The 24110-nt window shown below is 70.8% G+C and carries 21 protein-coding genes and 1 pseudogene; 10 read left to right on the forward strand and 12 right to left on the reverse strand.

Annotated features, from left to right (window positions below; all coding sequences use genetic code 11):
- Positions 1 to 42: 42 nt before the first annotated feature.
- From OO67_RS25460 to OO67_RS25470, 3 genes are all read right to left on the reverse strand, one after another.
- Entirely contained in the window at positions 43 to 1224 is a 1182-nt protein-coding gene (locus OO67_RS25460; RefSeq protein ID WP_033303751.1) for an ROK family transcriptional regulator, read from the reverse strand.
- A gap of 406 nt (positions 1225 to 1630) precedes the next feature.
- On the reverse strand, positions 1631 to 2308 hold the full coding sequence (locus OO67_RS25465; RefSeq protein ID WP_078598280.1) for a GntR family transcriptional regulator: 678 nt from the start codon (positions 2306 to 2308) through the stop codon (positions 1631 to 1633).
- Positions 2309 to 2382: 74 nt separating this feature from the next.
- Positions 2383 to 3333 (reverse strand): beta-ketoacyl-ACP synthase III, encoded by a 951-nt coding sequence (locus tag OO67_RS25470; protein ID WP_033303755.1) that lies wholly within the window; start codon positions 3331 to 3333, stop codon positions 2383 to 2385.
- Positions 3334 to 3621: 288 nt separating this feature from the next.
- Here OO67_RS25470 and OO67_RS37150 point away from each other — a divergent pair.
- A pseudogene (locus tag OO67_RS37150) lies at positions 3622 to 3986 on the forward strand (4Fe-4S binding protein); the annotation flags it as partial.
- A 5-nt stretch (positions 3987 to 3991) separates the two neighbouring features.
- Positions 3992 to 4840, forward strand: a complete 849-nt coding sequence (gene fdhD / locus OO67_RS25480; protein WP_033303758.1) for a formate dehydrogenase accessory sulfurtransferase FdhD — start codon at positions 3992 to 3994, stop codon at positions 4838 to 4840.
- Between the two features lie 164 nt (positions 4841 to 5004).
- On the opposite strand, the gene OO67_RS25485 is transcribed toward fdhD, so the two are convergent.
- Positions 5005 to 5214, reverse strand: coding sequence for a DUF397 domain-containing protein (locus OO67_RS25485; protein WP_033303760.1), 210 nt, complete (start codon positions 5212 to 5214; stop codon positions 5005 to 5007).
- On the reverse strand, positions 5196 to 6038 hold the full coding sequence (locus OO67_RS25490; protein ID WP_033303762.1) for a helix-turn-helix domain-containing protein: 843 nt from the start codon (positions 6036 to 6038) through the stop codon (positions 5196 to 5198). The genes OO67_RS25485 and OO67_RS25490 overlap by 19 nt, the downstream gene beginning before the upstream one ends.
- 175 nt (positions 6039 to 6213) lie before the next feature.
- Here OO67_RS25490 and OO67_RS25495 point away from each other — a divergent pair, with 175 nt between their 5' ends.
- Both OO67_RS25495 and OO67_RS40125 read left to right on the forward strand, forming a co-directional pair.
- Positions 6214 to 6522: a hypothetical protein gene (locus OO67_RS25495; RefSeq protein ID WP_033303764.1), complete on the forward strand. Its 309-nt coding sequence runs from the start codon at positions 6214 to 6216 to the stop codon at positions 6520 to 6522.
- Positions 6519 to 7619 carry a DUF6461 domain-containing protein gene (locus OO67_RS40125; protein WP_382057018.1) on the forward strand — a complete coding sequence of 367 codons (1101 nt, stop codon included), beginning with the start codon at positions 6519 to 6521 and terminating at the stop codon, positions 7617 to 7619. Before OO67_RS25495 ends, OO67_RS40125 begins: the two co-directional genes overlap by 4 nt.
- A 73-nt stretch (positions 7620 to 7692) precedes the next feature.
- Here OO67_RS40125 and OO67_RS25510 read toward each other — a convergent pair whose 3' ends face one another.
- Positions 7693 to 8247 (reverse strand): DinB family protein, encoded by a 555-nt coding sequence (locus OO67_RS25510; protein ID WP_033303766.1) that lies wholly within the window; start codon positions 8245 to 8247, stop codon positions 7693 to 7695.
- A 120-nt stretch (positions 8248 to 8367) separates the two neighbouring features.
- On the reverse strand, positions 8368 to 9402 hold the full coding sequence (locus OO67_RS25515; protein WP_033303768.1) for a bile acid:sodium symporter family protein: 1035 nt from the start codon (positions 9400 to 9402) through the stop codon (positions 8368 to 8370).
- Between the two features lie 115 nt (positions 9403 to 9517).
- On the opposite strand from OO67_RS25515, the gene OO67_RS25520 reads away from it, so the two are divergent.
- From OO67_RS25520 to OO67_RS25530, 3 genes are all read left to right on the forward strand, one after another.
- A complete protein-coding gene (locus tag OO67_RS25520; RefSeq protein ID WP_033303769.1) occupies positions 9518 to 10411 on the forward strand; it encodes a LysR substrate-binding domain-containing protein in 894 nt (297 codons plus the stop codon).
- A 228-nt stretch (positions 10412 to 10639) separates the two neighbouring features.
- Positions 10640 to 12439: an AMP-dependent synthetase/ligase gene (locus OO67_RS25525; RefSeq protein WP_033303770.1), complete on the forward strand. Its 1800-nt coding sequence runs from the start codon at positions 10640 to 10642 to the stop codon at positions 12437 to 12439.
- A gap of 136 nt (positions 12440 to 12575) precedes the next feature.
- Positions 12576 to 13412 (forward strand): aldo/keto reductase, encoded by an 837-nt coding sequence (locus OO67_RS25530; RefSeq protein WP_033303771.1) that lies wholly within the window; start codon positions 12576 to 12578, stop codon positions 13410 to 13412.
- 121 nt (positions 13413 to 13533) lie between these two features.
- Here the strand turns inward: OO67_RS25530 and OO67_RS25535 are convergent, their stop codons facing one another.
- Complete coding sequence (locus tag OO67_RS25535; protein WP_033303773.1) at positions 13534 to 14478, reverse strand: AraC family transcriptional regulator; 945 nt, start codon at positions 14476 to 14478, stop codon at positions 13534 to 13536.
- A gap of 142 nt (positions 14479 to 14620) precedes the next feature.
- Here OO67_RS25535 and OO67_RS25540 point away from each other — a divergent pair, with 142 nt between their 5' ends.
- The gene (locus OO67_RS25540; RefSeq protein WP_033303774.1) at positions 14621 to 15487 is read left to right on the forward strand and encodes a Rossmann-fold NAD(P)-binding domain-containing protein; all 867 of its coding nucleotides are present in this window, start codon (positions 14621 to 14623) and stop codon (positions 15485 to 15487) included.
- Between the two features lie 228 nt (positions 15488 to 15715).
- On the opposite strand, the gene OO67_RS25545 is transcribed toward OO67_RS25540, so the two are convergent.
- The 4 genes from OO67_RS25545 to ligA form a co-directional block, all read right to left on the reverse strand.
- Positions 15716 to 16021: a 4a-hydroxytetrahydrobiopterin dehydratase gene (locus OO67_RS25545; protein WP_033303776.1), complete on the reverse strand. Its 306-nt coding sequence runs from the start codon at positions 16019 to 16021 to the stop codon at positions 15716 to 15718.
- Between the two features lie 198 nt (positions 16022 to 16219).
- Positions 16220 to 18514, reverse strand: a complete 2295-nt coding sequence (gene secD, locus OO67_RS25550) for a protein translocase subunit SecD (RefSeq protein WP_033303777.1) — start codon at positions 18512 to 18514, stop codon at positions 16220 to 16222.
- 632 nt (positions 18515 to 19146) lie between these two features.
- Positions 19147 to 19992, reverse strand: coding sequence for a rod shape-determining protein (locus OO67_RS25555; RefSeq protein WP_033303779.1), 846 nt, complete (start codon positions 19990 to 19992; stop codon positions 19147 to 19149).
- A 146-nt stretch (positions 19993 to 20138) separates the two neighbouring features.
- Entirely contained in the window at positions 20139 to 22235 is a 2097-nt protein-coding gene (gene ligA / locus OO67_RS25560) for an NAD-dependent DNA ligase LigA (RefSeq protein ID WP_033303962.1), read from the reverse strand.
- A gap of 240 nt (positions 22236 to 22475) precedes the next feature.
- Between ligA and OO67_RS25565 the strand changes: the two genes are divergently transcribed.
- Together OO67_RS25565 and OO67_RS25570 are read left to right on the forward strand one after the other, a co-directional pair.
- Positions 22476 to 23411, forward strand: a complete 936-nt coding sequence (locus OO67_RS25565; RefSeq protein WP_033303781.1) for a DUF1996 domain-containing protein — start codon at positions 22476 to 22478, stop codon at positions 23409 to 23411.
- An 89-nt stretch (positions 23412 to 23500) separates the two neighbouring features.
- On the forward strand, positions 23501 to 24100 hold the full coding sequence (locus OO67_RS25570; protein ID WP_033303782.1) for a DUF305 domain-containing protein: 600 nt from the start codon (positions 23501 to 23503) through the stop codon (positions 24098 to 24100).
- Positions 24101 to 24110 lie beyond the last annotated feature (10 nt).

The following is a 24110-nucleotide window of genomic DNA, read 5'->3' on the forward strand; positions in this document are numbered from 1 at the left end:
GGAGCTGCGGTACGCGTGCCGTACGGCGCGCCGGCCCTGGCATCAGGCCGGCGAGAACAGGTGGTCGCTGATGAGCCTGGCCGCACCGGTGACTCCGGCGACGGGCCCCAGCTCACCGAGGACGATGGGGAGGTTGCCCGTGGCCAGCGGCAGGGACTGCCGGTAGACCTGGGTGCGGACGCTGGCCAGCAGGTTGTGGCCGAGCCCGGTCACCCCGCCGCCGATCACGACGAGGCCCGGGTTGAAGAAGCTGACGAGTCCGGCGATGACCTGACCGACCCTGTTACCGCCCTCGCGGATCAGGTCCAGAGCCGTGGGGTCACCGGCCGCCGCGGCGGCGGCCACATCGATGGCCGAGAGCTTCCCGGCGCCGTCCAGCCGCGCCGCCAGCTCGGCGGACCGGCCGGTGCGGGCCGCGTCCTCGGCGTCACGGGCGAGGGCCGCGCCGCTGAAGTGTGCTTCAAGGCAACCCCGGTTGCCGCAGGCGCAGGCCCGCCCGTCCGGTTCCACCTGGATGTGGCCGATGTCTCCGGCGCTGCCCGTCGTACCGCGGTAGACCTCTCCGCCCACCACGATGCCGCAGCCGATACCCGTGCCGATCTTGACGCAGAGGAAGTCGCCCACGGAACGGGCGACGCCCGCGTGCTGCTCCCCCAGCGCCATCAGGTTCACGTCGTTGTCGACCATGACGGGGCAGCCCAGTTCCTGGCTGAGCGCCTCACGGACCGGGAAACCGTCCCAGCCGGGCATGATCGGCGGCGCGACCGGTACGCCCTCGGGGAAGCGGACGGGTCCCGGCACGCCGATGCCGGCGCCGTCGAAGCCTTCGGCGAGCCCGGAGGCCCGGAGCTTGGCCGCCATCGTGAGCACCTGCTCGAAGACCGCGACGGGCCCCTCCCGCACGTCCATCGGATGGTTGAGGTGGCCGAGGACCTCCAACTCGGCGTTGGTCACGGCCACATCGATGGACGTGGCACCGATGTCGACGCCCAGGAAGCGCAGCCCGGGGGCGAGCCGGATGTTGTGGGAACGGCGGCCACCGCGGGACGCGGCGAGTCCGTCGGCCACGACGAGGCCGGTCTCCAGCAGCCGGTCCACCTCGACTGCGAGCTTCGAGCGCGAGAGGTCGACCTGATCACCCAGCTGCGCACGGGAGTTGGGCCCTCCGTCACGCAACAGCCGGAGCAGTCGTGCCTGGTGCGTGTTCGCGGGTCGTGCCGTCATGCGTCTCACGCGTCCCTCCCCGCCACATCGGCCAGTCCGTCGGGCTTTCGAGGGGAACGTAGCAGCGGTTTACCGGAGTGGGAAGAAGTTGCGCACGAATCAGCTCCAACTTTCTCCACACTCAGGACAAAGATGCGCCTCGAGGGCGGCCGCACCGGTTCAGCGGTCACCCTCCACGTCGCCCGCGAAGGCCCGTGCCGCCGCCTGGCGAGTCGCCGCCTCGCGGACGGCACCTCGCGGGCAGCACCTCGCGCAGGGTGAGGAGTCCGGGTGCCCCGGCGCGGGCGAGCGGCGGCTGTCCCGCTCCCGCACCCTCCCTTCGAGGCGCCTGACGTCAGGACGCCTTGACCAGGCGGGCACGGAAAAGGCCGGGGCGCATTCGGCCCCGGCCTTGCCCGAACGAGGATCAGGCCTGTTCGCGCCGGTGATACGTCTGTCGGGTGTGCTCGGTGTGCGCCCGCATGACCTCGGTCGCCCGCTGTTCGTCCCGGGAGGCGATCGCCGCGATCAGCTCCCGGTGCTCGATCCAGGAGCGGGTGCCGCGCTGGCGGGCCACCGGTGTGTAGTACCAGCGGACCCGGCGGTCCACCTGGGCGGCGAGCTCGGACAGGACGACGTTACCGGCCAGCTCCATGACCTTGGCGTGGAACGCGGCGTTCGTGGCGACGGCGAGGTCCACGTCGTCGGCGGCGACGGCCCGCTCACCCTGCGAACACAGCTCCTCCAGCGCCTCGATGCCCGGCCGCCCGGCGTTGGCGGCGGCCAGCCGGGCGGCCTCGGCCTCCAGCAGGGTGCGGACCGAGAGCAGCTGGTCCGCCTCCTCCTCGGTGGGTTCGTGGACGAACGCACCCTGCGCGGGGCGCAGGTCGACCCAGCCCTCGGTGTTGAGCCGCTGGAGGGCCTCACGCACCGGCTGCCGCGATACCCCCAGGTGCCCGGCCAGCTCACTCTCCACCAGGTGCTGGCCGGGACGGAGGGCGCGCGTGGTGATCAGCTCCAGGAGCGCCTCGTAGACGCGCTCGCGCAACGGCCCCGGCCTCTCCAGCTTCGGCACCGTTCCTTGCGGCAGTCCTGCGGACAACATCGCGGTCCCCCTCCGGGCGCCGGGCAATTGCTTATCGTCTACAGTCTACCGAGCACAATGCCACGCCGGGGGCCTCAGGGGCAGCGGATCACCTGACCCGCGTACGAAAGATTCCCACCGAAACCGAAGAGCAGGGCCGGCGCACCGCTCTCGACCTCGCCGCGCTCCACCAGTTTGGACAGGGCCATGGGGATCGACGCGGCCGAGGTGTTGCCGGAATCCACCACGTCCCGGGCGATGACCGCGTTGACCGCGCCGATCTTCCGGGCGACGGGCTCGATGATCCTCAGGTTGGCCTGGTGCAGCACCACCGCGGCGAGGTCCTCGGGCGCGACCCCCGCCCGTTCACAGACCTTGCGGGCGATCGGCGGCAGCTGCGTGGTGGCCCATCGGTAGACGGACTGCCCCTCCTGCGCGAACCGCGGCGGCGTGCCCTCGATCCGTACGGCGTTGCCCATCCCGGGCACGGAACCCCACAGGACGGGACCGATCCCGGGCCTGTCACCGGCGTCGGGGTCTGCGGTGACGACCGCGGCACCCGCCCCGTCGCCCATGAGGACGCAGGTGGACCGGTCCGTCCAGTCGACGATGTCACCCATCTTGTCGGCGCCGATGACGAGCACCCGCGTGGCGGCCCCCGCCCGGACGGCGTGGTCGGCGGTGGCGAGCGCGTGGGTGAATCCGGAGCACACCACGTTGATGTCCATCACGGCCGGTGAGCTCATGCCCAGTCGCGCGGCGACCCGGGCGGACATGCTCGGCGAGCGGTCGATGGCCGTGGAGGTGGCGACGAGGACCATGTCGATGTCCGCGGGCTGCAGTCCGGCCGACGCCAGCGCCTTGGCCGCGGCGTGCGCGGCCAGCTCGTCCACAGGTTCGTCGGGGCCGCCCACGTGCCGGGTCCTGATGCCGACCCGACTGGTGATCCACTCGTCGCTGGTGTCGACCATGGCCGCCAGGTCGTCGTTGGTGAGGACCTTGGCAGGCTGATAGTGGCCGAGCGCCACGACACGTGAGCCGGTCATGTACGGGTTCCCCTCGCTACGTCTGGCAGGACTGTCCAGTCTTGGTTGCTACCGATCGGTACAAGGGCACGTAACCCCACAGGAATACGGGCCCGACCTTGGAGCGTCTCGAACAGCTCCTTGGGAACTCTCGAGGCCACTCCGACGGCACCACCGGAATCGCGACGGACAAGACACCCGCTGTCACACGTATTGCCCCCGGCTCGAACGAATACTGTAGACAATATTCTGTCGGGGTGACAGCCTCGCTCGGTCCTCTCACCGAACGCGAAAGTCGCAGTGGTCGGAGAGGCGAAGCCGGAACGCTTCGGCGCGGACGCCGCCCGGATGAACGAGCAGTGGGAAATCGACCACGATCTGTACGTCCGCGAACGACAAGTGCATCCTCTGCTACAAGTGCGTCGCGGTGTGCCCGACCGGTGCGCTTTCGTTCAGCACGGAACGGCATGCGGGCGGCAGGGACGTGGGACGAGCACGCGCAGACGCAGACCACGACCGTCTGTGCCTACTGCGGCGTGGGCTGCAACGTGACCCCGCACGTGCCGGACAACGAGATCGTCAAGGTCACCTCGCCGCACGACAACCCGGTCACCCATGGCAACCTCTGTATCAAGGGCCGATTCGGCTTCCAACACGTACAGAATCGGGATTGACGGCTATGGGACGGGTCACCGAGCGTCGCCGCACCATCCGCATCCGGGACGGGGTGGTCACGACCCGCCCCGACACCCTCGTCGCGGAGGAGCCCCTGGAGATCCGGCTGAACGGCAAGCCGCTCGCCATCACGATGCGCACGCCGGGCGACGACTTCGCGCTGGCGGCGGGGTTCCTGGTGAGCGAGGGGGTGATCGGCGAGGGTTCCGAGGTGCAGTCGATCGTGTACTGCGCCGGGGCGACGGCCGACGGTGTGAACACGTACAACGTGGTGGACGTGCAGCTCGCGCCCGGCGTCGTGGTCCCCGACATCACGCTGGAGCGCAACGTCTACACCACGTCCTCCTGCGGTCTGTGCGGCAAGGCGAGCCTCGACGCGGTCCGCACCACGACCCGCCACCCCGTCGCCGACAATCCCCCGGTCCGGGTGACGCCCGCGCTGCTCTCGGCCCTCCCCGACCGGCTGCGCGAGGCACAGCGGGTGTTCGACCGGACCGGGGGCCTGCACGCGGCGGCGCTGTTCTCGCCGGAGGGTGAGCTGCTGGACATCCGTGAGGACGTCGGCCGTCACAACGCGGTCGACAAGCTCGTGGGGCGCGCCCTCACGGACGACCGGCTCCCGCTCTCGCAGGCGATCCTGCTGGTGTCGGGGCGGGCGTCCTTCGAACTGGTGCAGAAGGCGGTGATGGCGGGGATCCCGATGCTGGCGGCGGTCTCGGCCCCGTCGTCGCTGGCCGTGGACCTCGCGGCCGAGAGCGGACTGACGCTCGTCGGCTTCCTGCGGGGGCAGTCCATGAACGTGTACGCGGGTGACCACCGCATCGCCCTCGAGGCGGCGGTGGGCCAGGGCTGAGGCCCGCCCGCTGCACGGGGCAGGGGTCCGGCCGACGGGGAGCGCCCCCTGCGCCGGCCGGGCCTATGCTGCGCGCAGCCTTGTGCAGGTCCGCACGGACGGGGACGCCGGTGGCCCCGTTGACCGGTCACTGGTCAACGGGGCCACCTCATGCAACCGCTGCCTCAGGTACTCAGGACGTCGTCCTTCACGGCCGAGACGAACGACGACCAGCCGTCCGCCGCGAACGTGAGCGCGGGGCCGCGTGAGTTCTTGCTGTCACGCACCGGGACGACATCAGCGAAGTCGTCGGAAACCTCTACGCATTGGCCGCCATCAGAGTTGCTGTAACTGCTCTTTCGCCAAGCAGCCGCACTCAGGTCGATGGATCGCACGGAATTTCCTCCAACAAGCGCGAGATGTGCTTACGCGACTCACCCGGGGACAGCGCCAAGTCGCGCACCGAATCGTACATTTGCTGAAGCTCTTCAACCTGCCGAGATTCCTCGATCAGGGTGCCGTGGCTGGCACTTTCCACGTACGCCACCGTACGCCCCTGGGCGACGCGTAGGAACATCACATCGGTACTCGACAAACTGTGCGCACCAGCACTGTGAGGCAGCACCTGCACGACCGTCTGCGCCGTGTCGGCCACCTCCAGCAGATGCTTCAGTTGCTCCCGCCACGCACTCGACTCCCGAAGCGGGGTGCAGAGCACCGTCTCGGACAGGATCGAGCGGAAGTGCGCCGCCCCTTTCCCCTCAAGCAGATCGCGCCGAGTCAGGCGAGCTTTCACCTGCACATCAATCTCCTCGCCGCTGAGCCGCCCCGCTGCGAGGACTTCCCGTGCGTAGGCCTCTGTCTGCAACACCCCCGGCAGTACCCCCACCGCGAAGTGCCACAGACTCGTCGCCTCCGACTCCAGCGCCATGTACCGCCGGTAGCGCTCCTTGAACTGCGAATGGTCACTGATCGCCAGCTCCCACATGGCCAGCAGCAACCCCGGCGTCCCGTAGTACTGGTCCAGCGCCTGCACCACCTCCGGCCCGCCGACCGTCTCGCCCTTCTCCATCTTCCCGAACAACGACCAGTCCCAGCCCAGCCGTTCGCCGAGCTGTCGCAGGCTTTCGCCGCGCTCGGTACGCAGGTGCCGCAGCTCCTCCGCGAACCGTGCACGTGGTTCCCTGCTGCGGCCCGTAACCGCTCGCCTCGTCGGCATCGTGTCCTCCGTGGAACGTGTGGAACGTGCGGGACCCGCCGGAGAAGCACACCTTGCCCTCGGTGTGTCGGGCCCCTGACCGGGCCACCCTCGCAGTGACTCCCTCACGCACCGTAGCCACAGGCGTGTGGTCAGGCAGAGGAATCCGCGAAAGCACAACCGAAGGAAGACACCTATGACGCCGCCGTCGCAGAAGCCGTCCCACCCCCGCAGGACGCCCCAGGCCAACGCTCCCGCCCCTCAGGCAGAACACCCGGCCACGGCCAGGATCCAGGAGGCCGTCGACGCGCGGGACGCCCTCGCCGCCGCACTGAGCGGCGCCGGTATCCAACTGCCCATGATGGATGTGCGTACCCCGTGGCCGGACACGGAGGGCGACGACAGCGCGCGGCCTGCCCGCTACGCCCTCGTACACCTCGGCGTCTGCTCCGCTCCCGTGGCGCTCGCCCTCGCCGCAGTGATCAGGAACGGAACGGCCAGGTGACGGATGACGGTGCCCCCTGGGTGGGGACAGCCGTGTACGACGACGGGAGCGGCCGGGTGGGCCTGGTGATGGGCCACGACGGCCCGCACCTCCAGCTCCGCCCGCTCGGCGGTGGCCGCGAGTGGGACGCGGAGCCGTCCCGCCTCCGGCCGCTCGGCCCGGCCGAGTTGCTGAGCGCCCGCGTCGCCGAGGCCAACGCCCGCAGCCGGACCGGCCTCGGACTCGCCGGCATACGGGGCGCCCCGCACACCGGCGATGACGCCAGGACCTCCCGCTCGAATCAGGACCAGGTGTCAGTGGTACGTGAAAATGTTCCGGCCATGCGTCCTTCTGCTTCCGAGTACTCGTGGTTCGAGCACAACGAGCTGCGTTCCATGTACTGCATGACCTACATCAAGGGGCAGACACCGAAAGAGTTTCTGGCCCGGCTGGGCGTCACTCCGTACCCCGACCAGGAAGGGCTGAGGGGTCTGTCCTCGACGCACTGGACCGATCCCCTGGACGTGGACGACCACTGGCAGTTCATCGGCGCCACGCAGGTGCTTGGCCACGACGGCCCATGGACCCTCGCCGTCGAGCTCAACGGCTGGATCGGTGAGTCCGGCGAGTACATGGAGCCGGCCTCGAAATCGACACGAGCTCTCTCCCACTACCAGAACGCCAGCGGAAGAACATCCTTCAGCTGGTGGGAGGACGGTGAGCTCCGGACGAGGTTCGAACGGCCTCGTAAACGCCACGGCAGCACTCCGGACGACCTCGTCGAGGCCATGCGGCGTGTCGGTTTTGATCTCGGTCCTCAGGGCGAGGACCCGGGCCGGCCGGGCATGCTCGCTCTCGCCGAGGAACTCAGCGGTGTACGGGTCACGGCCGAGCTGCTGGCCGGCTCCTCCTACACCTGCGGGTATTTCGGCCAGCTGCCCGCTGTGTACCGCACGGGCGGCAAGGAGCCTTCGCCGAGGCCGGACATGAAGCTCCACCCTGTCGGCGACGGAGCCCTGGCAGACGGCGAGACACCACAGGTACGGAGGCGCAAGGGCCCGGGACGAGGGCTTGGACCTCTGCTCCGGCCGCCTACGAACACTGGTCAGGAACCGTAGGTCCGCGCTTCATCGCTTCGTTCGGATCACTGCGCGGACCAGTACACCTCGCACCGCAAGGTCCGCGCTCGCGTCAGGCGCGCCTTCGCCCGGACGAGATCTGCGACTTCGAGGCCGCCCGGATCAGCTGCAGCTGCCCGATCTCAGCGACGTTCTTCATCAGCTCGGCGTTCAGCCAGGCGATCATGTGCCCGACGGTGTTGTCCGGCGGGGTCTGCCACGGGAGTGTGGAAGCGGCGTCCAGATCGCCGTCGGTGAGTTCGTCGAGGACCGCCACCCACTGGGTGCGCAGATCCTGTAGCCAGGCGACGGCCGCCGGGCCGTTGCCCGGCCAGGTGACGTCGGTACGCTCACGGGGCGTACGTCCCTGCGCGTGATCGATGGCAGTGCTCCACCACCAGCCGACATGCCAGCTCACCCAGCCGATGGTGGGAACGGGAACGGGGTCGGGCTCGGTATCGGCCCAGTCCGGCAGCCAGTTCCCCGCGGCGTCCGGGCGCACCGTCCAGGTCAGGTCAGTGGGCTCCCACAGGAAGTCCTCGGGCGCGAGCCGCTCCAAGTGGTACGTGAACAGTGACCAGGTCATGTCGAACTGCCAGCGCAGTAGTTCACGGCGGGGATTGTCCATCGTTCGATCCTCGCATGCTGCCGGGCGGCGCACCGGACGCAAGGCGTTCGTCTCATGAACTCGCACGTGCAGAGGCCACGCAGCAGCCGCCGCTCATCGGGCCCGAGCCGCGCCGCCGGGTCAGTTCAGCGCCTCTGCCGGAGCAGGCCTGGCCGGGGCTGCCTCCGGCAGCGGGTCGCGGGAGCGGCGCTTGGCGATCACCGCGCAGACCATCAGCTGCATCTGGTGGAAGAGCATCAGGGGCAGCACCGCGAGGCCGGCGTGCGCACCGAACAGGACGCTGGCCATCGGCAGCCCGGCCGCCAGGCTCTTCTTCGACCCGGCGAACTGGATGGCGATCCGGTCCTCCCGCCCGAAGCCCAGCCGCTTGGCCCCGTACCAGCTCACCGTGAGCATGACGGCCAGCAGCACCGCCTCGGCGGCGAGCAGCGCACCGAGCCTGAGCGGGGTGACCTGGTTCCAGATCCCGGCCACCATGCCCTCGCTGAAGGCCGTGTAGACGACGAGCAGGATCGAGCCTCGGTCGACGTAGCCCAGCACCTTGCGGTGGCGTCCGATGAAACCTCCGACCCAGCGGCGCAGCAGCTGCCCCGCGAGGAAGGGGGCCAGCAGCTGGAGGCCGATCCTCAGCAGGGAGTCCGCGGAGAAGCCGCCCCCGCTCCCGCCGAGCAGCGCGGCGGCCAGCAGTGGCGTCAGCAGGATCCCGGCGATGCTGGAGAAGGAGCCGGCACAGATGGCGGCCGGCACGTTGCCGCGGGCCATCGAGGTGAAGGCGATCGACGACTGGATGGTCGAGGGCACCAGACACAGGAAGAGGAACCCGTCCTGGAGCTGCGGGGTCAGCACATGCGGGACCAGTCCGTGGCTGGCGAGCCCGAGCAGCGGGAAGACCATGAAGGTGCAGGCCAGGACGGTGAGGTGGAGTCGCCAGTGCTTCAGGCCGTCGAGTGCCTCGGCGGTCGAGAGACGCGCTCCGTAGAGGAAGAACAACAGCGCCACCGCTCCGGTCGACGCCCCGCCCGCCACCTCGGCTCCGGTCCCGGACACCGGTAGCAGCGCAGCGAGTACCACCGTGCCGATCAGCGCCAGGATGTAGGGGTCGACCGGCAGCCATGACGGCAGTGCGGGGATACGGCGGCTGGTGCGGCGGCTCATGTGCTCCGTGCTCTCTCGGCGGGGTCGGGCCCTGCCCATCGTGCCCCCGGGCACCGCGATCGGGAATCCGGTACACCGCACTGACTGTCATCACGATTCGCGATAGCCTCGTTCCATGTACGACCCGGTCCAGCTCCGCACCTTCCTGGCAGTCGCCCAGACCCTGAGCTTCACCCAGGCGGCCCGCCGGCTCGGCGTCCGGCAGTCCACGGTGAGCCAGCACGTCCGGCGGCTGGAGTCCGCGGCCGGCAGGCAGCTGTTCAGCCGGGACACGCACCGGGTCGACCTCACCCAGGACGGCGAGGCGATGCTGGGCTTCGCCCGGACGATCCTGCAGGCCAACGAGCGGGCGGCGGCGTTCTTCACGGGCACGCGGCTGCGCGGACGACTGCGCTTCGGGGCCTCCGAGGACTTCGTCCTGACCCGGCTTCCGGAGATTCTGGAGTCCTTCAGGCGGGAGCACCCGGAAGTCGAACTGGAGCTGACGGTGGAGCTTTCCGGCGCGCTGCACCGGCAGCTCGCGGCGGGCCGGCTCGACCTGGTGCTGGCGAAGCGCCGCGCCGGGGACACCCACGGCGAGCTGGTCTGGCAGGACACCCTGACGTGGATCGGCGCTCCTCAGCTGCGGATCGACCCGGAGCGCCCGCTCCCGCTGATCGCCTTCCCGCCTCCCGGCATCACCAGAGCGCGCGCCCTGGAGGTGCTGGAGGAACACGGCAGGTCATGGCGTTTCGCGTGTACGAGTGCGAGCCTGAGCGCACTCGTCGCGGCGGCCCGCGCGGGCCTGGGGGTGATGGCACACACCCGGGGGCTCATCCCGCCCGGCCTCGTGCCGGTGCCGTCGAGGGCAGGGCTGCCGGAGCTCGGGGATGTGGATTTCGTGCTCCTGCACGGGCGCCGCAGAGACACCGCGCAGGAGGCGGCGGACGCCCTCGCGGCGGCGATCCTCGCGGGCGGCGACCGTCTGCACCGCGGTCCGGTCGTGCCGTCGCACCCGGAACCCGCGTAAGTGCCGCGTACAGATTCGGTGGAGATTCCCGCTCCAGCTACTTACTCCGCGGTCAGAAGTCCGCCCGGGCATGGCCCATCTGGCCCGATTTCTACGGTCGGACCGTCCAGATGCCATGTTTTCCGGAGACTTCGGACCCTCCCGCGGCTTCGAGGGGTGAGGTAGCGTCGCGGCGCCGTGCGGAGCGCCACAAGGAGCAGGTCATTGCGCGAGTTCACTGTCCCACCCATGGCCGCTGCCCCTCAAGTCGGCGGTCTTGCCGACACCGTCTTCGACCACGCGGAGGACGACCCCCACCGGATCGCCCTCGGCCGCAAGGACGCGGAAGGGCGATGGCACGACGTGTCCGCCGCCACGTTCCGCGACGAGGTGCTCGCTCTCGCCAAGGGACTGATCGCGCACGGCATCAGGTTCGGCGACCGGGTCGCCCTGATGTCCCGTACGCGCTACGAGTGGACCCTTTTCGACTTCGCCCTCTGGACGGTGGGCGCTCAGTCCGTGCCGGTCTATCCGACGTCGTCGGCCGATCAGGTCCTGTGGATGCTGCACGACGCCGAGGTGGCGGCCGTCATGGTCGAGCACGAGGACCACGCGATGACGATCGGTTCGGTGATCGACCGGCTGCCGAATCTGCACCGGCTGTGGCAGCTGGACGCCGACGCGGTGACCGAGCTGGTCGAGGCCGGGGCCCTGATCGACGACGAGGTCGTGCACCGGCACCGTCGCGCGGTGACACCCGACTCGGTGGCGACCGTGATCTACACGTCGGGCACGACGGGGCGCCCCAAGGGCTGTGTGATCACCCACGCGAGCTTCATGTTCGAGGCCGACACCATGGTCGGCCGCTGGCATCCGGTGTTCCTCTCCAAGCCCGGCGAGGAGGCGGCGACGCTGCTCTTCCTGCCCCTCGCCCATGTCTTCGGCCGCATGGTGGAGATCGCGGCCCTGCGCGGCCGGGTCAAGCTGGGGCACCAGCCGGAGCTGTCCGCGAAGGCTCTGATGCCGGACCTGGTGACGTTCCGGCCCACCTTCATCTTGGCGGTGCCGTACATCTTCGAGAAGGTCTTCAACGGTGCGCGGCGCAAGGCGGAGGCGGAGGGCCGCCTCGGGGCGTTCGACAAGGCCGTCGATGTCGCGGTGAAGTACGCCGAGGCACTGGAGGAGCGCGCCTTCGGGACCGGCCCCGGGCCGTCCGCCGGACTGCGGATGCAGCACCAGTTCTTCGACAAGGTGGTCTACCGCAAGGTCCGGGAGGCGATGGGCGGCAGGGTGCGGCACGCCATGTCGGGCGGCTCCGGCATGGACAGGCAGCTCGGGCTCTTCTTCGCGGGTGCGGGCGTCGCGGTCTACGAGGGCTACGGCCTCACCGAGACGACCGCCGCGGCCACCGCCAATCCGCCCGAGCGCACCCGCTACGGCACCGTCGGCCAGCCGATCCCCGGATCGGCGGTGCACATCGCCCGGGACGGCGAGATCTGGGTGCACGGCGCCAACGTGTTCTCCGGATACCTGGGCGACCCCAAGGCCACGGACTCCGTACTGCACGACGGATGGCTGGCCACCGGCGACCTCGGCGCGCTCGACGAGGACGGTTACCTGACCATCACCGGGCGCAAGAAGGAGATCCTGGTGACCTCCGGGGGCAAGAGCGTGGCCCCGACCGGGCTGGAGGAGCGGGTGCGCGCGCATCCGCTGGTCGCGCAGTGCATCGTCGTCGGCAACGACCGGCCCTACATCGCGGCGCTGGTCACCGTCGACCAGGAGGCGGTGGAGCACTGGCTCGCCATGCAGGGGCGTACGCCGATGCGCGCCGCGGACCTGGTGCGCGACCCCGATCTGGAGATGGAGGTGCGCCGGGCTGTGGTGGCCGCGAACACAGCGGTCTCACAGGCGGAGTCCATCCGCACCTTCCGTATCCTGGCTCACCAGTTCACCGAGGAGCACGGTCTGCTCACCCCGTCTCTCAAGCTGAAGCGGAAGGCCATCGAGACGGCGTACGCGGCCGAGGTGGACGCCCTGTACCGGTGAGCAGCGCCGACCTGTATTGACGGTGTGTCAGTGGAACATTCTTCCGGTTCACCGGATCCGGGCAGGTGGGAATGGTTAGGCTTCCGTGTTCGTTCTCCCCGGGAGTACCAACCGACAACGTAAGGATCGACTGCTCGTGAGCCAGGTCCCCACCATCACGCTCAACAACGGCCTCGAGATGCCGCAGCTCGGCTTCGGTGTCTGGCAGGTGCCGGACGACGAGGCCACCACGGCCGTGACCACGGCCCTGGAGGCCGGGTACCGGAGCATCGACACCGCCGCGATCTACGGGAACGAGGCGGGCACGGGAAAGGCCGTCGCCGCCTCCGGTCTGGCCCGTGAGGAACTGTTCGTCACCACCAAGCTGTGGAACACCGAGCAGGGATACGACTCGACGCTCCGCGCCTTCGACGCGTCGCTGGACAAGCTGGGTCTGGACTACGTCGATCTGTATCTGATCCACTGGCCGGTGCCGGCCAAGGACGCCTACGTCGACACGTACAAGGCCTTCGAGCGGATCCTCGCCGACGGCCGCGCCAAGGCCATCGGTGTCTCCAACTTCCAGCCGGAGCACCTGGAGCGCCTGCTGGGCGAGACCTCCGTCGTCCCCGCGGTCAACCAGATCGAGCTGCACCCGCAGCTGCAGCAGGCCGAGTCCCGCGCCTTCCACGCCGAGCACGGCATCGTCACCGAAGCCTGGTCGCCGCTGGGATCGGGCAAGGGCCTCCTGGAGGTCCCGACGGTGGTCGCCGTCGCGCACAAGCACGGCCGTACCCCGGCCCAGGCGGTGCTCCGCTGGCACCTTCAGACCGGCCACGTGGTGATCCCCAAGTCCGTGACGCCGTCACGGATCGCGGAGAACATCGACGTCTTCGACTTCGAGCTGGACGCCGACGACCTGGCCGCCTTCGCCGCGCTCGACGAGGGCAAGCGCCTGGGCTCCGACCCCGCCGAATTCAACCTCGGGGCCTGACCCGTCACGCCCCACGGCGTCCCACCGCTGTACGCGGTGGGGCGCCGGTGTTGCCGCGCCGCCGTCGACACCGGGTCAGGCGATACGGGCCCGGCGCCGTCCCGGCGCGCGGTGCGCCGTTTCAGCGGGTGGGTCTCCCCCGACGGTACTCCTGCGGGCTGAGGCTCCGGACACGCTTGAAGGCCGCGCTGAAGGCGAACGTCCCCCCGTAGCCCACCTGGCGGGCGACGGCCTCCACCGTGGCGTCCGTCTCCCGGAGCAGGTCAGCGGCCAGAGCGAGACGCCATCCGGTCAGGTAGGCCATCGGCGGCTCCCCCACCAGCTCGGTGAACCTACGGGCGAGCCCTGCCCGGGACACCCCCGTGTCCGCGGCCAGCGAGGCGACCGTCCAGGGGCGGGCCGGGCTGTTCTGCAGCAGCCTGAGCGCCTTCCCCACGACCGGGTCGCCCATCGCCCGGTACCAGGCGGGCGCCTCGGCGTCCGGCCTCGCGAACCAGGCACGGAGCACCGCGATGAGGAGCAGGTCGAGCAGCCGGTCCAGGACGACGTTCTGGGCCGGCTCGTCCTGGGAGATCTCGGCGTCGAGCAGGGCCAGCAGCGGCGAGCTCCGGGCGTCCGAGGGGAGCGCGAGCACCGGCGGCAGCGCGTCCAGCAGACGCCGGCTGATCTCCCCGTCGAGCAGATAGGTCCCGACCAGCACGGTGGCGGCGCCGTCCGCCGCGTTGCCCCAGGTGCGCACCCCCAGCCGCATCGACTCGGCCAAGGGCTCCCCGTGCAGCGTGGTGCAGACCCCGTCCGGCCCGATACGCGCCTGCGCGACGGTCCCCTGCCGGTCGGCGACGGTGTACGGAGCGGGGCCTCGGACGACCGCGACGTCTCCGGGGCGCATGTGGACGGGCTCCGCCCCGTCCGGCGGCAGGATCCACGCCTCACCGCGCGTCACGGACATCAGGCAGAGCGGAGCCCTGTCCTCGATCCGGACCGACCACGGGGGTTCCATCACCATCCGCAGCAGGAAGGCACCCCTCGCCCGTGGTCCGTCCAGCAGTCCGGCCAGTGCGTCCATGCACTCAGCGTAGGCCGCCAAGGCCCCCGGCGGCCTCGTCCGTCCGGTCCCTCCGTGGCGGAGCACCCGCCGTGGACGTACGCGTATGGAGTTGAGCGTGTGGAGGATTCCACCGGCCGTGCTCTCCCGCGAGCCTTGAGGCATGACGACGAACAGGCAACAGACGAACACGGACCGTTCGGAGCGGAACACCGTGCTGGTGACGAGCGGCACGGGCAAGACCGGCCGCCGCGTGGTGGAGCGGCTCCTGGCGCTGGGGGCGGAAGTCCGGTCGGGCTCGCGCGCCGGCAGTGTCCCCTTCGACTGGGAGGACGAGTCGGGCTGGGAACCAGCACTGCGGGGTGCGGACAAGGCGTACGTCGCGTACTACCCGGATCTCGCCGCGCCCGGCGCGCCGAAGGCGATGGCCGCTTTCGGACGGATCGCGGCCGGCAGCGGGGTGCGCGGGCTGGTCCTGCTCTCCGGACGGGGCGAACCGCAGGCGGTGGTGGCCGAGGACGCCCTGCGCGAAGCGGCGGCGGGAGTCGAGCTCACGGTCCTCCGGTCGTCCTTCTTCTCGCAGAACTTCAGCGAGGGCGCACTGCTCGACGGTGTGCTCAAGGGTGAGCTGGTCTTTCCGGCAGGTTCCACCGCCGAGCCGTTCGTGGACGCGGACGACCTGGCCGACGTGGCCGTGGCCGCACTCACCGGCGATGTTCCGGCGGGGGGTGTCCACGAACTGACGGGCCCCCGGCTGCTGACCTTCGACGAGGTCGCCGCGGAGCTGACCGGTGCGACGGGGAACGAGGTCCGCTACGTGCCGGCGACCGGGCCGGAGTACGCGGCGGTGCTGGAGTCGTACGGTGTGCCGGCGTCTGAGGCGGACTTCCTGGCGGAGCTGTTCGTCATGTTGCTGGACGGGCACAACGCGGTGACGACTGACGGGGTGAAGCGCGTCCTGGGGCGGGAACCACGTGACTTCACCGCGTTCGCGAGGCGTGCGGCCGGGGACGGCGCCTGGTCCCGCTGAGAGACGGAGCCCGCATCAGGTGTGGGCAGGCCTGTCGCGCACCCGGAAGGCCACCGGCGGGGGCGGGGCGCGGGCCATGAGGGTCCGGGCAGCTCGGCGGGTTCCTCCGCCGGACGGCCCGCCCCGCTCGGCACAGGCGCGGCGGTGCGGTGCGGCGGCAGCTGAGCGAGCCGGCTTGCCGCACAACCTCGCTTCTGTCCGGCGCCGCGATCTCCTGGGCGGTCGTGGCTACTCGGCGCCGTGCCCGGCCGCGATCGCCTCGACGCGCGCGGCCAGCGTGAGGTCCTTCCGCGTGACGGCACCACCCGCGTCATGCGTGTGGACGGCGAGTGCCACGGTGTTGTATCCCAGCGTCAGATCCGAGTGGTGGTTCAGCTCCTCCTGGATCCGGGCGACGTGGACGGTCAGCCCGGCGGCGGCGAAGTGGGAAGGAAGCCGGTAGGTACGGGTGATCCGGTCGCCCTCGAGCTGCCAGCCGGGCAGCTCGCGGAGACCGGCCTCGATGTCGTGGGCGGACAGCGGTTCAGCGGGCATATCGGCGACTCCTGGGCCTTCTTTGCGGTCAGCGGTGCCCGCGACGTTACGGCCCGGGCGCGTCAGCTGTCTCGACGACACGGCCAGGGCCGCCACCGGCCGTGCCGCTTCATGCCCTGCCGGGTGGCCGGCGGTCGTTCCGGCCGTACGTGCCGGGCAGGGCCGCACGCGCCCTGCCCGGCACGTCGTGTGTCCGCGTTACACGCGGGCCCCGTTGTCGGCGGGATCCCGGCGCGTCCGCCCGGCCGCGGCCCTGCGCCCCGTCGCCCGCTTGCGGGCCGGCGGCGGGGCCTTGCTGCTCCTCTCCAGGAGGAGCGCCCCCGGAACGGCGGTCATCACCGAGGAGTAGGTCCCCACGCAGATGCCGATGAGGAGGGCGAGCGCGAAGTCCGCGAGCGAGTCGCCGCCCAGGACGGCGAGGGCGACCAGGATGAACAGGGCGCCCATCCCCGTGTTGACGGTCCGCGGAACGGTCTGCAGGACGGCACGGTTGGCCACGTCGGCGACCGGAGTGCGCCGGTTCCGGGCCCACAGCTCCCGGACCCGGTCGAAGACCACCACGGAGTCGTTGACGGAGTAGCCGATGACGGTCAGCAGGGCGGCCAGGAAGATGCCGTCGACGGGGCGTCCGAGCCAGGCGAAGGCGCCGACCAGGATGATGACGTCGTGCACCAGAGCCCCGACCGAGGCCACGGCGAACGTCCAGCGGAACCGGGCGGCGAGATAGGCGAGTTGCACGAAGACGGCCACCCCCAGGGCGATGAGCGCGTTGCGCCGCAGCTCGTCGCCGAGGCTGGGGCCGATCAGTTCGTCGCGCACCTTGGTGGCCCCGCCCCCCTCCTCGGACAAGGCGGCCCGCAAGGCGTGTTCCCCGTCGTTGTCCATCTTCCCGGTGCGTACGGAGAGGTCGCGCTCGCCCGCGGTGGTGACCTCGGCATCGGTGAAGCCCGCGGCTGCGATCGTCTCGCGGGCGGTCTCGACGTCGACGGGACGGCTGGTGGAGTACTCCACGAGGCGCCCGCCGGTGAACTCGACACCGAGATCGACGCCGCGCACGAGGATGCCCGTCACGGCGACGAGAACGAGTGCGGTGGACGTCAGCAGCCAGCGGCGCGGTGACCTGAACAGCTGTGGGTCGCGTTCGTTCAGCCAGGTACGGACGCGGCCCGGCCGTGCGATGCCGTTGACGCCCCGGTAGTCGCTGACGAACCGGGACCCCGCCGCGATCTCCGTGAGCGCGCGGGCGATGACGAGCGCGGAGAACATCGAGACCAGGACGCCGATGCCGAGCGTGACACCGAAGCCCTTGACCGGCCCCGAGCCGAGGAAGAAGAGGAGGGCTGCGGCGATCAGTGTGGTGACGTTGGAGTCGGCCACGGCACTCCAGGCGTTACGGAATCCGGCGGTCAGGGCGGAGCGCAGGGAACCGTTCCGCCGCCCCGCGTACTCCTCGCGGGCCCGTTCGAAGACAAGGACGTTGGCATCGACCGCCATTCCGACGGCAAGGACGAAGCCCGCGAGACCCGGCAGGGTCAGGGTGACCCCCAGGGCGACGAGAGCCGCGTAGGAGAGGACGCCGTACGCGGCCAGAGCCATGGCGGCGAGAGCGCCGAAGAGCCGGTACACGAAGGTGATGAAGAGTGCGGTGGCCGCTGCGCCGATGAGCGCCGCGCGGGCGCTGGCGTCGATGGCGGCGGCACCGAGCGTCGGACCGACGGTCCGCTGTTCGACGATCTCGACCGGCACGGGGAGGGCGCCGCCCTTGATGAGCAGAGCGAGATCGCGTGCCTCGTCGGCGCTGAAGGAGCCGGTGATCTGCGTGGAGCCGGAAGGCAGTCCCACCTTGCAGCCGACCGAGGGATCGACCTGCGGCGAGGAGATGACCTTCTCGTCCAGGACGATCGCGACACGGCGCCGTTCGTCGCCGGCCGGATGGCAGGCGGCGTCGCCGGTGAGCCGCTTCCACTCCTGGCCCGCGTCCTTGTGGAAGTCGAGCGAGACCGACCATCCCGTGCCCTGCTGGGCGTCGAAGGCCGCGGTCGCGTCCTTGACCCCGGCGCCGGAGAGCCTCACCGGGCCGAGGTCCAGGGAACCGCCCTGTTCGTCGGGGAGCGTCGTCTGCTCGCCCGTCTCGCCGGTTCCGGTCCCCCGGACCTCGTGGAAGCTGAGCTGGGCCGTCTTGCCGATGACCTCGGCGGCCTGGCGCGGGTCCTGCACATCGGGCAGTTCGACGATGATCCGGTCCTCGCCCGAGCGGGTCAGGGACGGTTCGGACACGCCGAGGGAGTCGATGCGCTGCCGCAGTACCTCCAGGGTCCGGTCGGTGCTCTCCCGGTCCGCCTTGGCGGTGCCGGAGTCCTTGGCCTGCAGCACCATCCGGGTGCCGCCCTGAAGGTCGAGGCCGAGTCTGGGCGACATGGTCAGCGTGATGAACACGGAGACGAGCAGAACGGCGGCAGCCAGAACCGCTCGCACCGTGGTGGCGCGAGTCATGGGAATCCCCTCGAGTGGGCGTCGTCCGCCCAGGCCTCAGAGGGGAGGGCGGGTCGACAGGTCTGTGGAACAGGACCGGCGAAGGACCGGCTGACCGGTCGTCGCCCCCGGAGGACCCCGCACACCGGGCAGCGCCGCACGGCCCCGTGCGGCCACCGGGCCGGCTCCCGCTGCCCCCGGTGCGACGCCCTGAGGCAGGGTCAGGGCCTGTGGGCGCGGGGGGAGGGCACCGTGGCCGGGCGGAGGGACGTGGTGCGGGGCGTGCGGACGGTCGGCGCCCGCGAGCGGCCCCGGTACGGGGACGGCCTCTGTCCGCCATGCGGGGACGGGCGGGGCGGTCGCCCGGGGCCCGGAGACATGCGCGGAGGCAGGGACGGCCGGGGCGGCGCTGCCGGCACGGTGCGCGGCGGCATGGACGGCCGGGGTGGCGCTGTCGTGCGTGGCGGCCGGGTCTCGTGCGGTCAGCGCGGATGCGGCTGCCGTGGGTGCGGCGCCCGCTGCAGCGGGCGGGGCGCCGAGCAGTGTCAGGACCGCGAGGAGCAGTGCGGCGACGATGTGCCGCGCCCGGTGCGGCGGTGTGCCGTGCGGCCCCCGCGGGGGCGCGTTCCCGCGGGGCGCCCCCGGAAGGGGGTTCACCTCAGCCGGACCGGGCGGGCGGGATCCGGATCCGCACCGGCGGACCCAAGGAGGGATTCCAGGACCAGCGCGGCGCCCCGTACGACCGTGGTCGAAGGGTCGCGGGCGATGGACACCGGTGCACCGAGGCAGCCGGCGATCCGGTCGGTGACCTCACCGTGGAGGGCACCGCCGCCGGTGAGCACGGGCCCCCGGCGCAGCGCTCCGCGAACGGCGCCGTGCTGGTCCTCACGCCACATGGACGTGATCATATCGAGGACGTTCCGGGCGAGCTCGGCGGGCATCGACCCCGGTTCGAGATCGGTGAGCCCCGCATCGGTCTGGCGGGCGTCCACGACCGTGCCGTCGACGAGCAGGGCGACCTCGGTCAGCTCGGCGCCCATGTCGACGACCAGCACGGGACCGCCGTCCGGTGGTCCCGCGCACGCGGCCGCGGCACTGGCACTGTTGAGAACCACGGCACCTGACACACCCAGAGCGGCGAGGAGCTCCCTCGCCTGTGCACGGTGTTCCCGGCCGGCCAGCACTGGATGACTGAGCACGATCACGCTGTCCTGCCGTCGGGCACCCAGGGCGGCGTCGGCGAGGCGCTCCAGCAGCCCGGCGCAGGACTCCGCGTCGATGATGCGCCCCCGCCGGACCGGCCGACGGGCGTGTTCGTCCCAGCCGCCCGGTCCACCGGTGACGAGGCCCTGCCCCGGGACCCAGGCACGGGCCCCGGAGCTGCCCAGGTCGACGGCCAGTCCTCTGAGGGGACCGGCCCGATGGACGTCACCAACATGCGCGTCCGGCCGCCGGAGGACCGGCCGGCGGCGTCGCCGTCCGTCACGCGAAGAACGCATCGGTCCTCACCCTCGGGTCCGCCGCCCTCAGTCGCCGGACTCACCGACCCGCTGATAGCGAGGCATGATCGAGCCCTCACTATGCAATACAAGGGAAAGAAACGCCACTCTCTTGACAAATCCAAGGTTCGAGGCGGTGTGCGCTCTCACATATCCAGGGCCAGACAGCTCTCGACCAGCTCGGCGAACTCCTCGGGCGCGGCTATCCGGACGCCCAGTTCCTCGGCCTTGGTCCGCTTGGATCCGGCCTTCTCACCGGCGACGAGCAGGCTCGTGCGCTTGGAGACACTGGACGAGGACTTCCCTCCGGCCCGCTCGATCAGCTCGTTCATCTGGTTGCGCGAGAGCTCTGCCAGGACCCCGGTCATGGCGCCGGTCACCACGACCGTCATGCCGGCGAGCGGCAGCCCCGCCGCCTCCCGGCCGTCCGCGCCGCCCTCCTGCGCGGCTCCCGGCTCCGGCGGAGGGGTCGCACCGGGCTCCGTCATGTTGACTCCCGCGGCCACCAGCTTGCCGATGAGCGGAGCCAGCTCCTCCAGCTCCGTGACGACCGCCGCCGCCTTCTCCTTGCCGATGCCGTCCACCTGCTGCAACACCTCGGCGTCGGCGGCCACGATGCGGTCCATCGAGGCGAAGTGGCGGGCGATCCGGCGGGACATGGAGCGGCCCGTGCCGCGTACGCCGAGAGCACAGAAGACGCGGGACAGCGGGCGGGTCCTGGCCGTCTCGATGGCCGCGAGCAGGTTGTCGGTGGAGGTCTCCCCCATCCGCTCCAGGGCGAGCAGCCGGTCCCGCTCCAGCGTGAAGAGATCCGCGAAGTCCTGGACGAGGCCCGCGTCGACGAGCTGGACGACCCGGGTGGCGCCGAGCCCTTCGATGTCGAGCTGATCACGGCCGGCCGCGTAGGAGATGGAGGCGACCAGGCGACAGTCACGGCCTCGGGTGCAGCGCCAGCGCTGCTCGCTCATGTCGATCTCCGAGCCGCACTGTGGGCAGACCCCGGGGAATTCGACCGGCTTCTCCTCCCCCGTCCGCAGATGCGCGACCGGCGCCTCGATACGGGGGATGATGTCGCCCGCCTTGTAGACCATCACATGGTCGCCCAGGCGCAGATCCCGCCGGGTGATGTCGGCGGGGTTGTGCAGCGTGGCGTAGCTGACGGTGGATCCGTCGATCTCGACGGGCTCCAGCACCGCGCGCGGCGCGATGATGCCGGTCCTGCCGACGTTCCATTCGACGCCGAGCAGCCGGGTGACCTTCTCCACGGCCGGGAGCTTGTAGGCGATGGCCCAGCGCGGTGCCCGCGTACCGGACCCCGCGTCGCGCTGGTCGGCGGCCAGGTCCGCCTTGATCACGATGCCGTCGATGCCGAACGGCAGCGAGGCGCGCAGGGCCGCGATGTCCTCGACCCCTGCCTGTACCTCCTCGACCGAGGTGACGGTGCGCGGAGCGACCGCGGTGTCCGCCGCCGTGTGCACGCCGAGGCCGGCGACGTACTCCAGGACCTCGCTGTGCGGAAGTGCGTCCAGAGTGGCCGCCAGGTCACCGGAATCGGGCAGTGCGAGCGCGCCGTACGCGAAGAAGGTCATCTCCACCCGGTACGGACGGTCCTTGGCCCTCAAGGTGCCCGCGGCACCGTTGCGCGGATTGGCGAAAGGGGCGGCGCCGTGCTCCGTACGCACCGCGTTGGCCTGCTCGAACTGCTCGTTGGTCATGAGGATCTCGCCGCGCACCTCGAGGGTGACGGGAGCAGCGAGCCGCTCCGGCAGGCCGAGCACCGTACCGATCGCGTGCGACACGTCCTCGCCGGCCGTCCCGTCGCCACGGGTGATCATCCGGTCGAGCCGGCCCTGCCGGTAGCGGACGGCGACGGCCAGTCCGTCGAGTTTGGGCTCCACGCTCCAGGCGGCGACGGGCCGGCCTATCCGGCGCTCCACGGACGCGGTCCAGGTGACGAACTGCTCGGCGGAGAAGACGTTGTCCAGCGAGAGCATCGGGACGGTGTGCGGCACGTCCCCCGAGACCGCGCCTCCCGCGACCTTTCCGGTCGGCGAGGCGTCCAGGACCTCCTGGGGGTGCTCCTCCTCGTAGGCTGCGATCCCGCGCACGAGCCGGTCGTACGCGTCGTCGTCGAGCACGCTCTCATCTGCGGCGTAGTACGCGGCGGCGGCACGCTTCGCCTCTTCCACGGCAGCCGCGTAGGCGGCGGTGTCGGCGAGCACGCCGGCTGGGTTCGTCGTCATGACCACCATCCTGCCGCCCACCACTGACAACGCTCCCCGCCCGCCGTTCGGAACCATCCGCGAGAGAGCGCTCCTTCACCACGTACACCTCCAACTGCGCGCAAAAGAAGAAGAGTTGCCACACGCCCACACCTATTGACATGTCTACATCACGCTTCTACGTTGCCCGAGAGAGAGCGCTCTCTCACCTGACCGGACACCCGGTCGGGAGGAACCCCACTTCCTCGGAACAGGAGTGCCGTGCTCTTCCTCGACAGACGTACGACCGGCCCCCGCGGACGCAGAGCCCTGACGCGGTGGCGTTACCGGATCGCCGGACTGGCCGCCGCCGCACTGGCCGCGTCCCTCATCCAGGCCAACGCGGGCAACGCGGCCGCTGACCGCTCCACGCGCCCCGAGCCGAAGGCGGCCGCCGACGTGGTCCGGGTCGCCGAGTTCCTCGCCGAGTGCCCCTACACGCACCGGGCGCCCGACGACCCGATCGTGCTGCCCAACCTGCCCGGCGCCTCGCACATGCACAGCTTCTTCGGCAACGACTCCACCAACGCCCATTCCGACCTGGCCTCGCTGGAGAGGGCCGGAACCAGTTGCTCACCGACGACCGACCTGTCCTCGTACTGGGTGCCCACGCTGTACGACGGCGACAAGGCGGTGGAGCCGACCGGCACCACCTTCTACTACCTCGGCGAAGGGGTGCGGGACGACATCATCCGCACGATCAAGCCGCTCCCCCGCGGTCTGCGGATCGTCGCGGGCAACGCCAAGGCGGCCGGCCCCGGTGACAACACCATCTCCCGTTGGTCCTGCCTTCACCACGGCGAGGTCAACCCGTCCCACGACTTCGTCAACTGCCCGGCGGGCTCGATGATGGAGAGCTACCTGGACTTCCCTCAGTGCTGGAACGGCAGGGACCTCGACTCGGCCGACCACAAGAGCCACATGGCGTACCCGGTGGCCGGCGCCTGCCCCTCGACCCATCCGGTCCCCGTACCCAAACTGCGCCAGGTCCTGCGCTATCCGGTCAACGGCGACCCTGCCCGCTTCCGGCTGGCCTCGGGGCGCGGCTACACGATGCACGGCGACTTCTTCAACGTGTGGCCCGAGGCGGAGATGGCGCAACGGGTGCGGGACTGCATCAACGCCATCATCAAGTGCGGTGCGGACGGCACGCCCTGACGGCTGACGTCTCGTCACCCGCACATCCACCGGCGCCTGCCCGGGTCTCCGCGGCCCGGGCAGGCCCCCCTCGCAAGGACATCCTGCCGATGACGGCCCGTCGCACCGCAGCACTGCTGCTCCTGCTCACCGTCCTGACGTCGTGCGCCGAAGGAGGGCCACGGGCGACGGAAGCCGCTCCCACGCCGTCCCGCACGCCGACGGCCCCCGTCACGGATCTGACGGATTCCGCCTGGCTCCAGCTGATGATCCCGATGAACGAGCAGGCCGTGATCCTGCTGGAACTCGCGGCGGAGAAGGCCACCGGCCCCCGCCTGCGGTCCTGGGCGAAGGGTCTGCGTGACGCCCAGGCCCTCGAACTCACGACGCTGCGCAAGCTGCGGGACCGGATGGGGCTGCCGGACACCGACGTGCACAAGGGCCACGACATGCCCGGCATGGTGACGGCCGAGGACCTCGAAGACGCCCGTACGGCCGAGGGGGCCGCCTTCGACCGGCTGGTGGTGACGCGGATACTCGACCACCTGCGCCAGTCGGAGCGGGTCTCGCGCTCCCAGACGGCGGCGGGCAGCCGGGCGGACGCGAAGGCGCGGGCGCGGGCGCTCGTCACCGCACGCGGGGAACAGCTGGCCGTCCTGACGGCGTTGTATCCGGGCAAGGCCGCTGACGTGCCGGAACCCTTCGCGTGACGCTCGGATC

It is taken from the genome of Streptomyces atroolivaceus (assembly GCF_000717025.1).
Classification (GTDB): domain Bacteria; phylum Actinomycetota; class Actinomycetes; order Streptomycetales; family Streptomycetaceae; genus Streptomyces; species Streptomyces atroolivaceus.

What these genes read in the sequence shown, in the direction of transcription:
- OO67_RS25460 (WP_033303751.1), bottom strand. Translation starts at nt 1,224, where the DNA reads ATGACGGCACGACCCGCGAACACGCACCAGGCACGACTGCTCCGGCTG.
- OO67_RS25465 (WP_078598280.1), bottom strand. Translation starts at nt 2,308, where the DNA reads ATGTTGTCCGCAGGACTGCCGCAAGGAACGGTGCCGAAGCTGGAGAGG.
- OO67_RS25470 (WP_033303755.1), bottom strand. Translation starts at nt 3,333, where the DNA reads ATGACCGGCTCACGTGTCGTGGCGCTCGGCCACTATCAGCCTGCCAAG.
- fdhD (WP_033303758.1), top strand. Translation starts at nt 3,992, where the DNA reads ATGGGACGGGTCACCGAGCGTCGCCGCACCATCCGCATCCGGGACGGG.
- OO67_RS25490 (WP_033303762.1), bottom strand. Translation starts at nt 6,038, where the DNA reads ATGCCGACGAGGCGAGCGGTTACGGGCCGCAGCAGGGAACCACGTGCA.
- OO67_RS25495 (WP_033303764.1), top strand. Translation starts at nt 6,214, where the DNA reads ATGACGCCGCCGTCGCAGAAGCCGTCCCACCCCCGCAGGACGCCCCAG.
- OO67_RS25510 (WP_033303766.1), bottom strand. Translation starts at nt 8,247, where the DNA reads ATGGACAATCCCCGCCGTGAACTACTGCGCTGGCAGTTCGACATGACC.
- OO67_RS25515 (WP_033303768.1), bottom strand. Translation starts at nt 9,402, where the DNA reads ATGAGCCGCCGCACCAGCCGCCGTATCCCCGCACTGCCGTCATGGCTG.
- OO67_RS25520 (WP_033303769.1), top strand. Translation starts at nt 9,518, where the DNA reads ATGTACGACCCGGTCCAGCTCCGCACCTTCCTGGCAGTCGCCCAGACC.
- OO67_RS25525 (WP_033303770.1), top strand. Translation starts at nt 10,640, where the DNA reads ATGGCCGCTGCCCCTCAAGTCGGCGGTCTTGCCGACACCGTCTTCGAC.
- OO67_RS25535 (WP_033303773.1), bottom strand. Translation starts at nt 14,478, where the DNA reads ATGGACGCACTGGCCGGACTGCTGGACGGACCACGGGCGAGGGGTGCC.
- OO67_RS25540 (WP_033303774.1), top strand. Translation starts at nt 14,621, where the DNA reads ATGACGACGAACAGGCAACAGACGAACACGGACCGTTCGGAGCGGAAC.
- OO67_RS25545 (WP_033303776.1), bottom strand. Translation starts at nt 16,021, where the DNA reads ATGCCCGCTGAACCGCTGTCCGCCCACGACATCGAGGCCGGTCTCCGC.
- secD (WP_033303777.1), bottom strand. Translation starts at nt 18,514, where the DNA reads ATGACTCGCGCCACCACGGTGCGAGCGGTTCTGGCTGCCGCCGTTCTG.
- OO67_RS25555 (WP_033303779.1), bottom strand. Translation starts at nt 19,992, where the DNA reads ATGCGTTCTTCGCGTGACGGACGGCGACGCCGCCGGCCGGTCCTCCGG.
- ligA (WP_033303962.1), bottom strand. Translation starts at nt 22,235, where the DNA reads ATGACGACGAACCCAGCCGGCGTGCTCGCCGACACCGCCGCCTACGCG.
- OO67_RS25570 (WP_033303782.1), top strand. Translation starts at nt 23,501, where the DNA reads ATGACGGCCCGTCGCACCGCAGCACTGCTGCTCCTGCTCACCGTCCTG.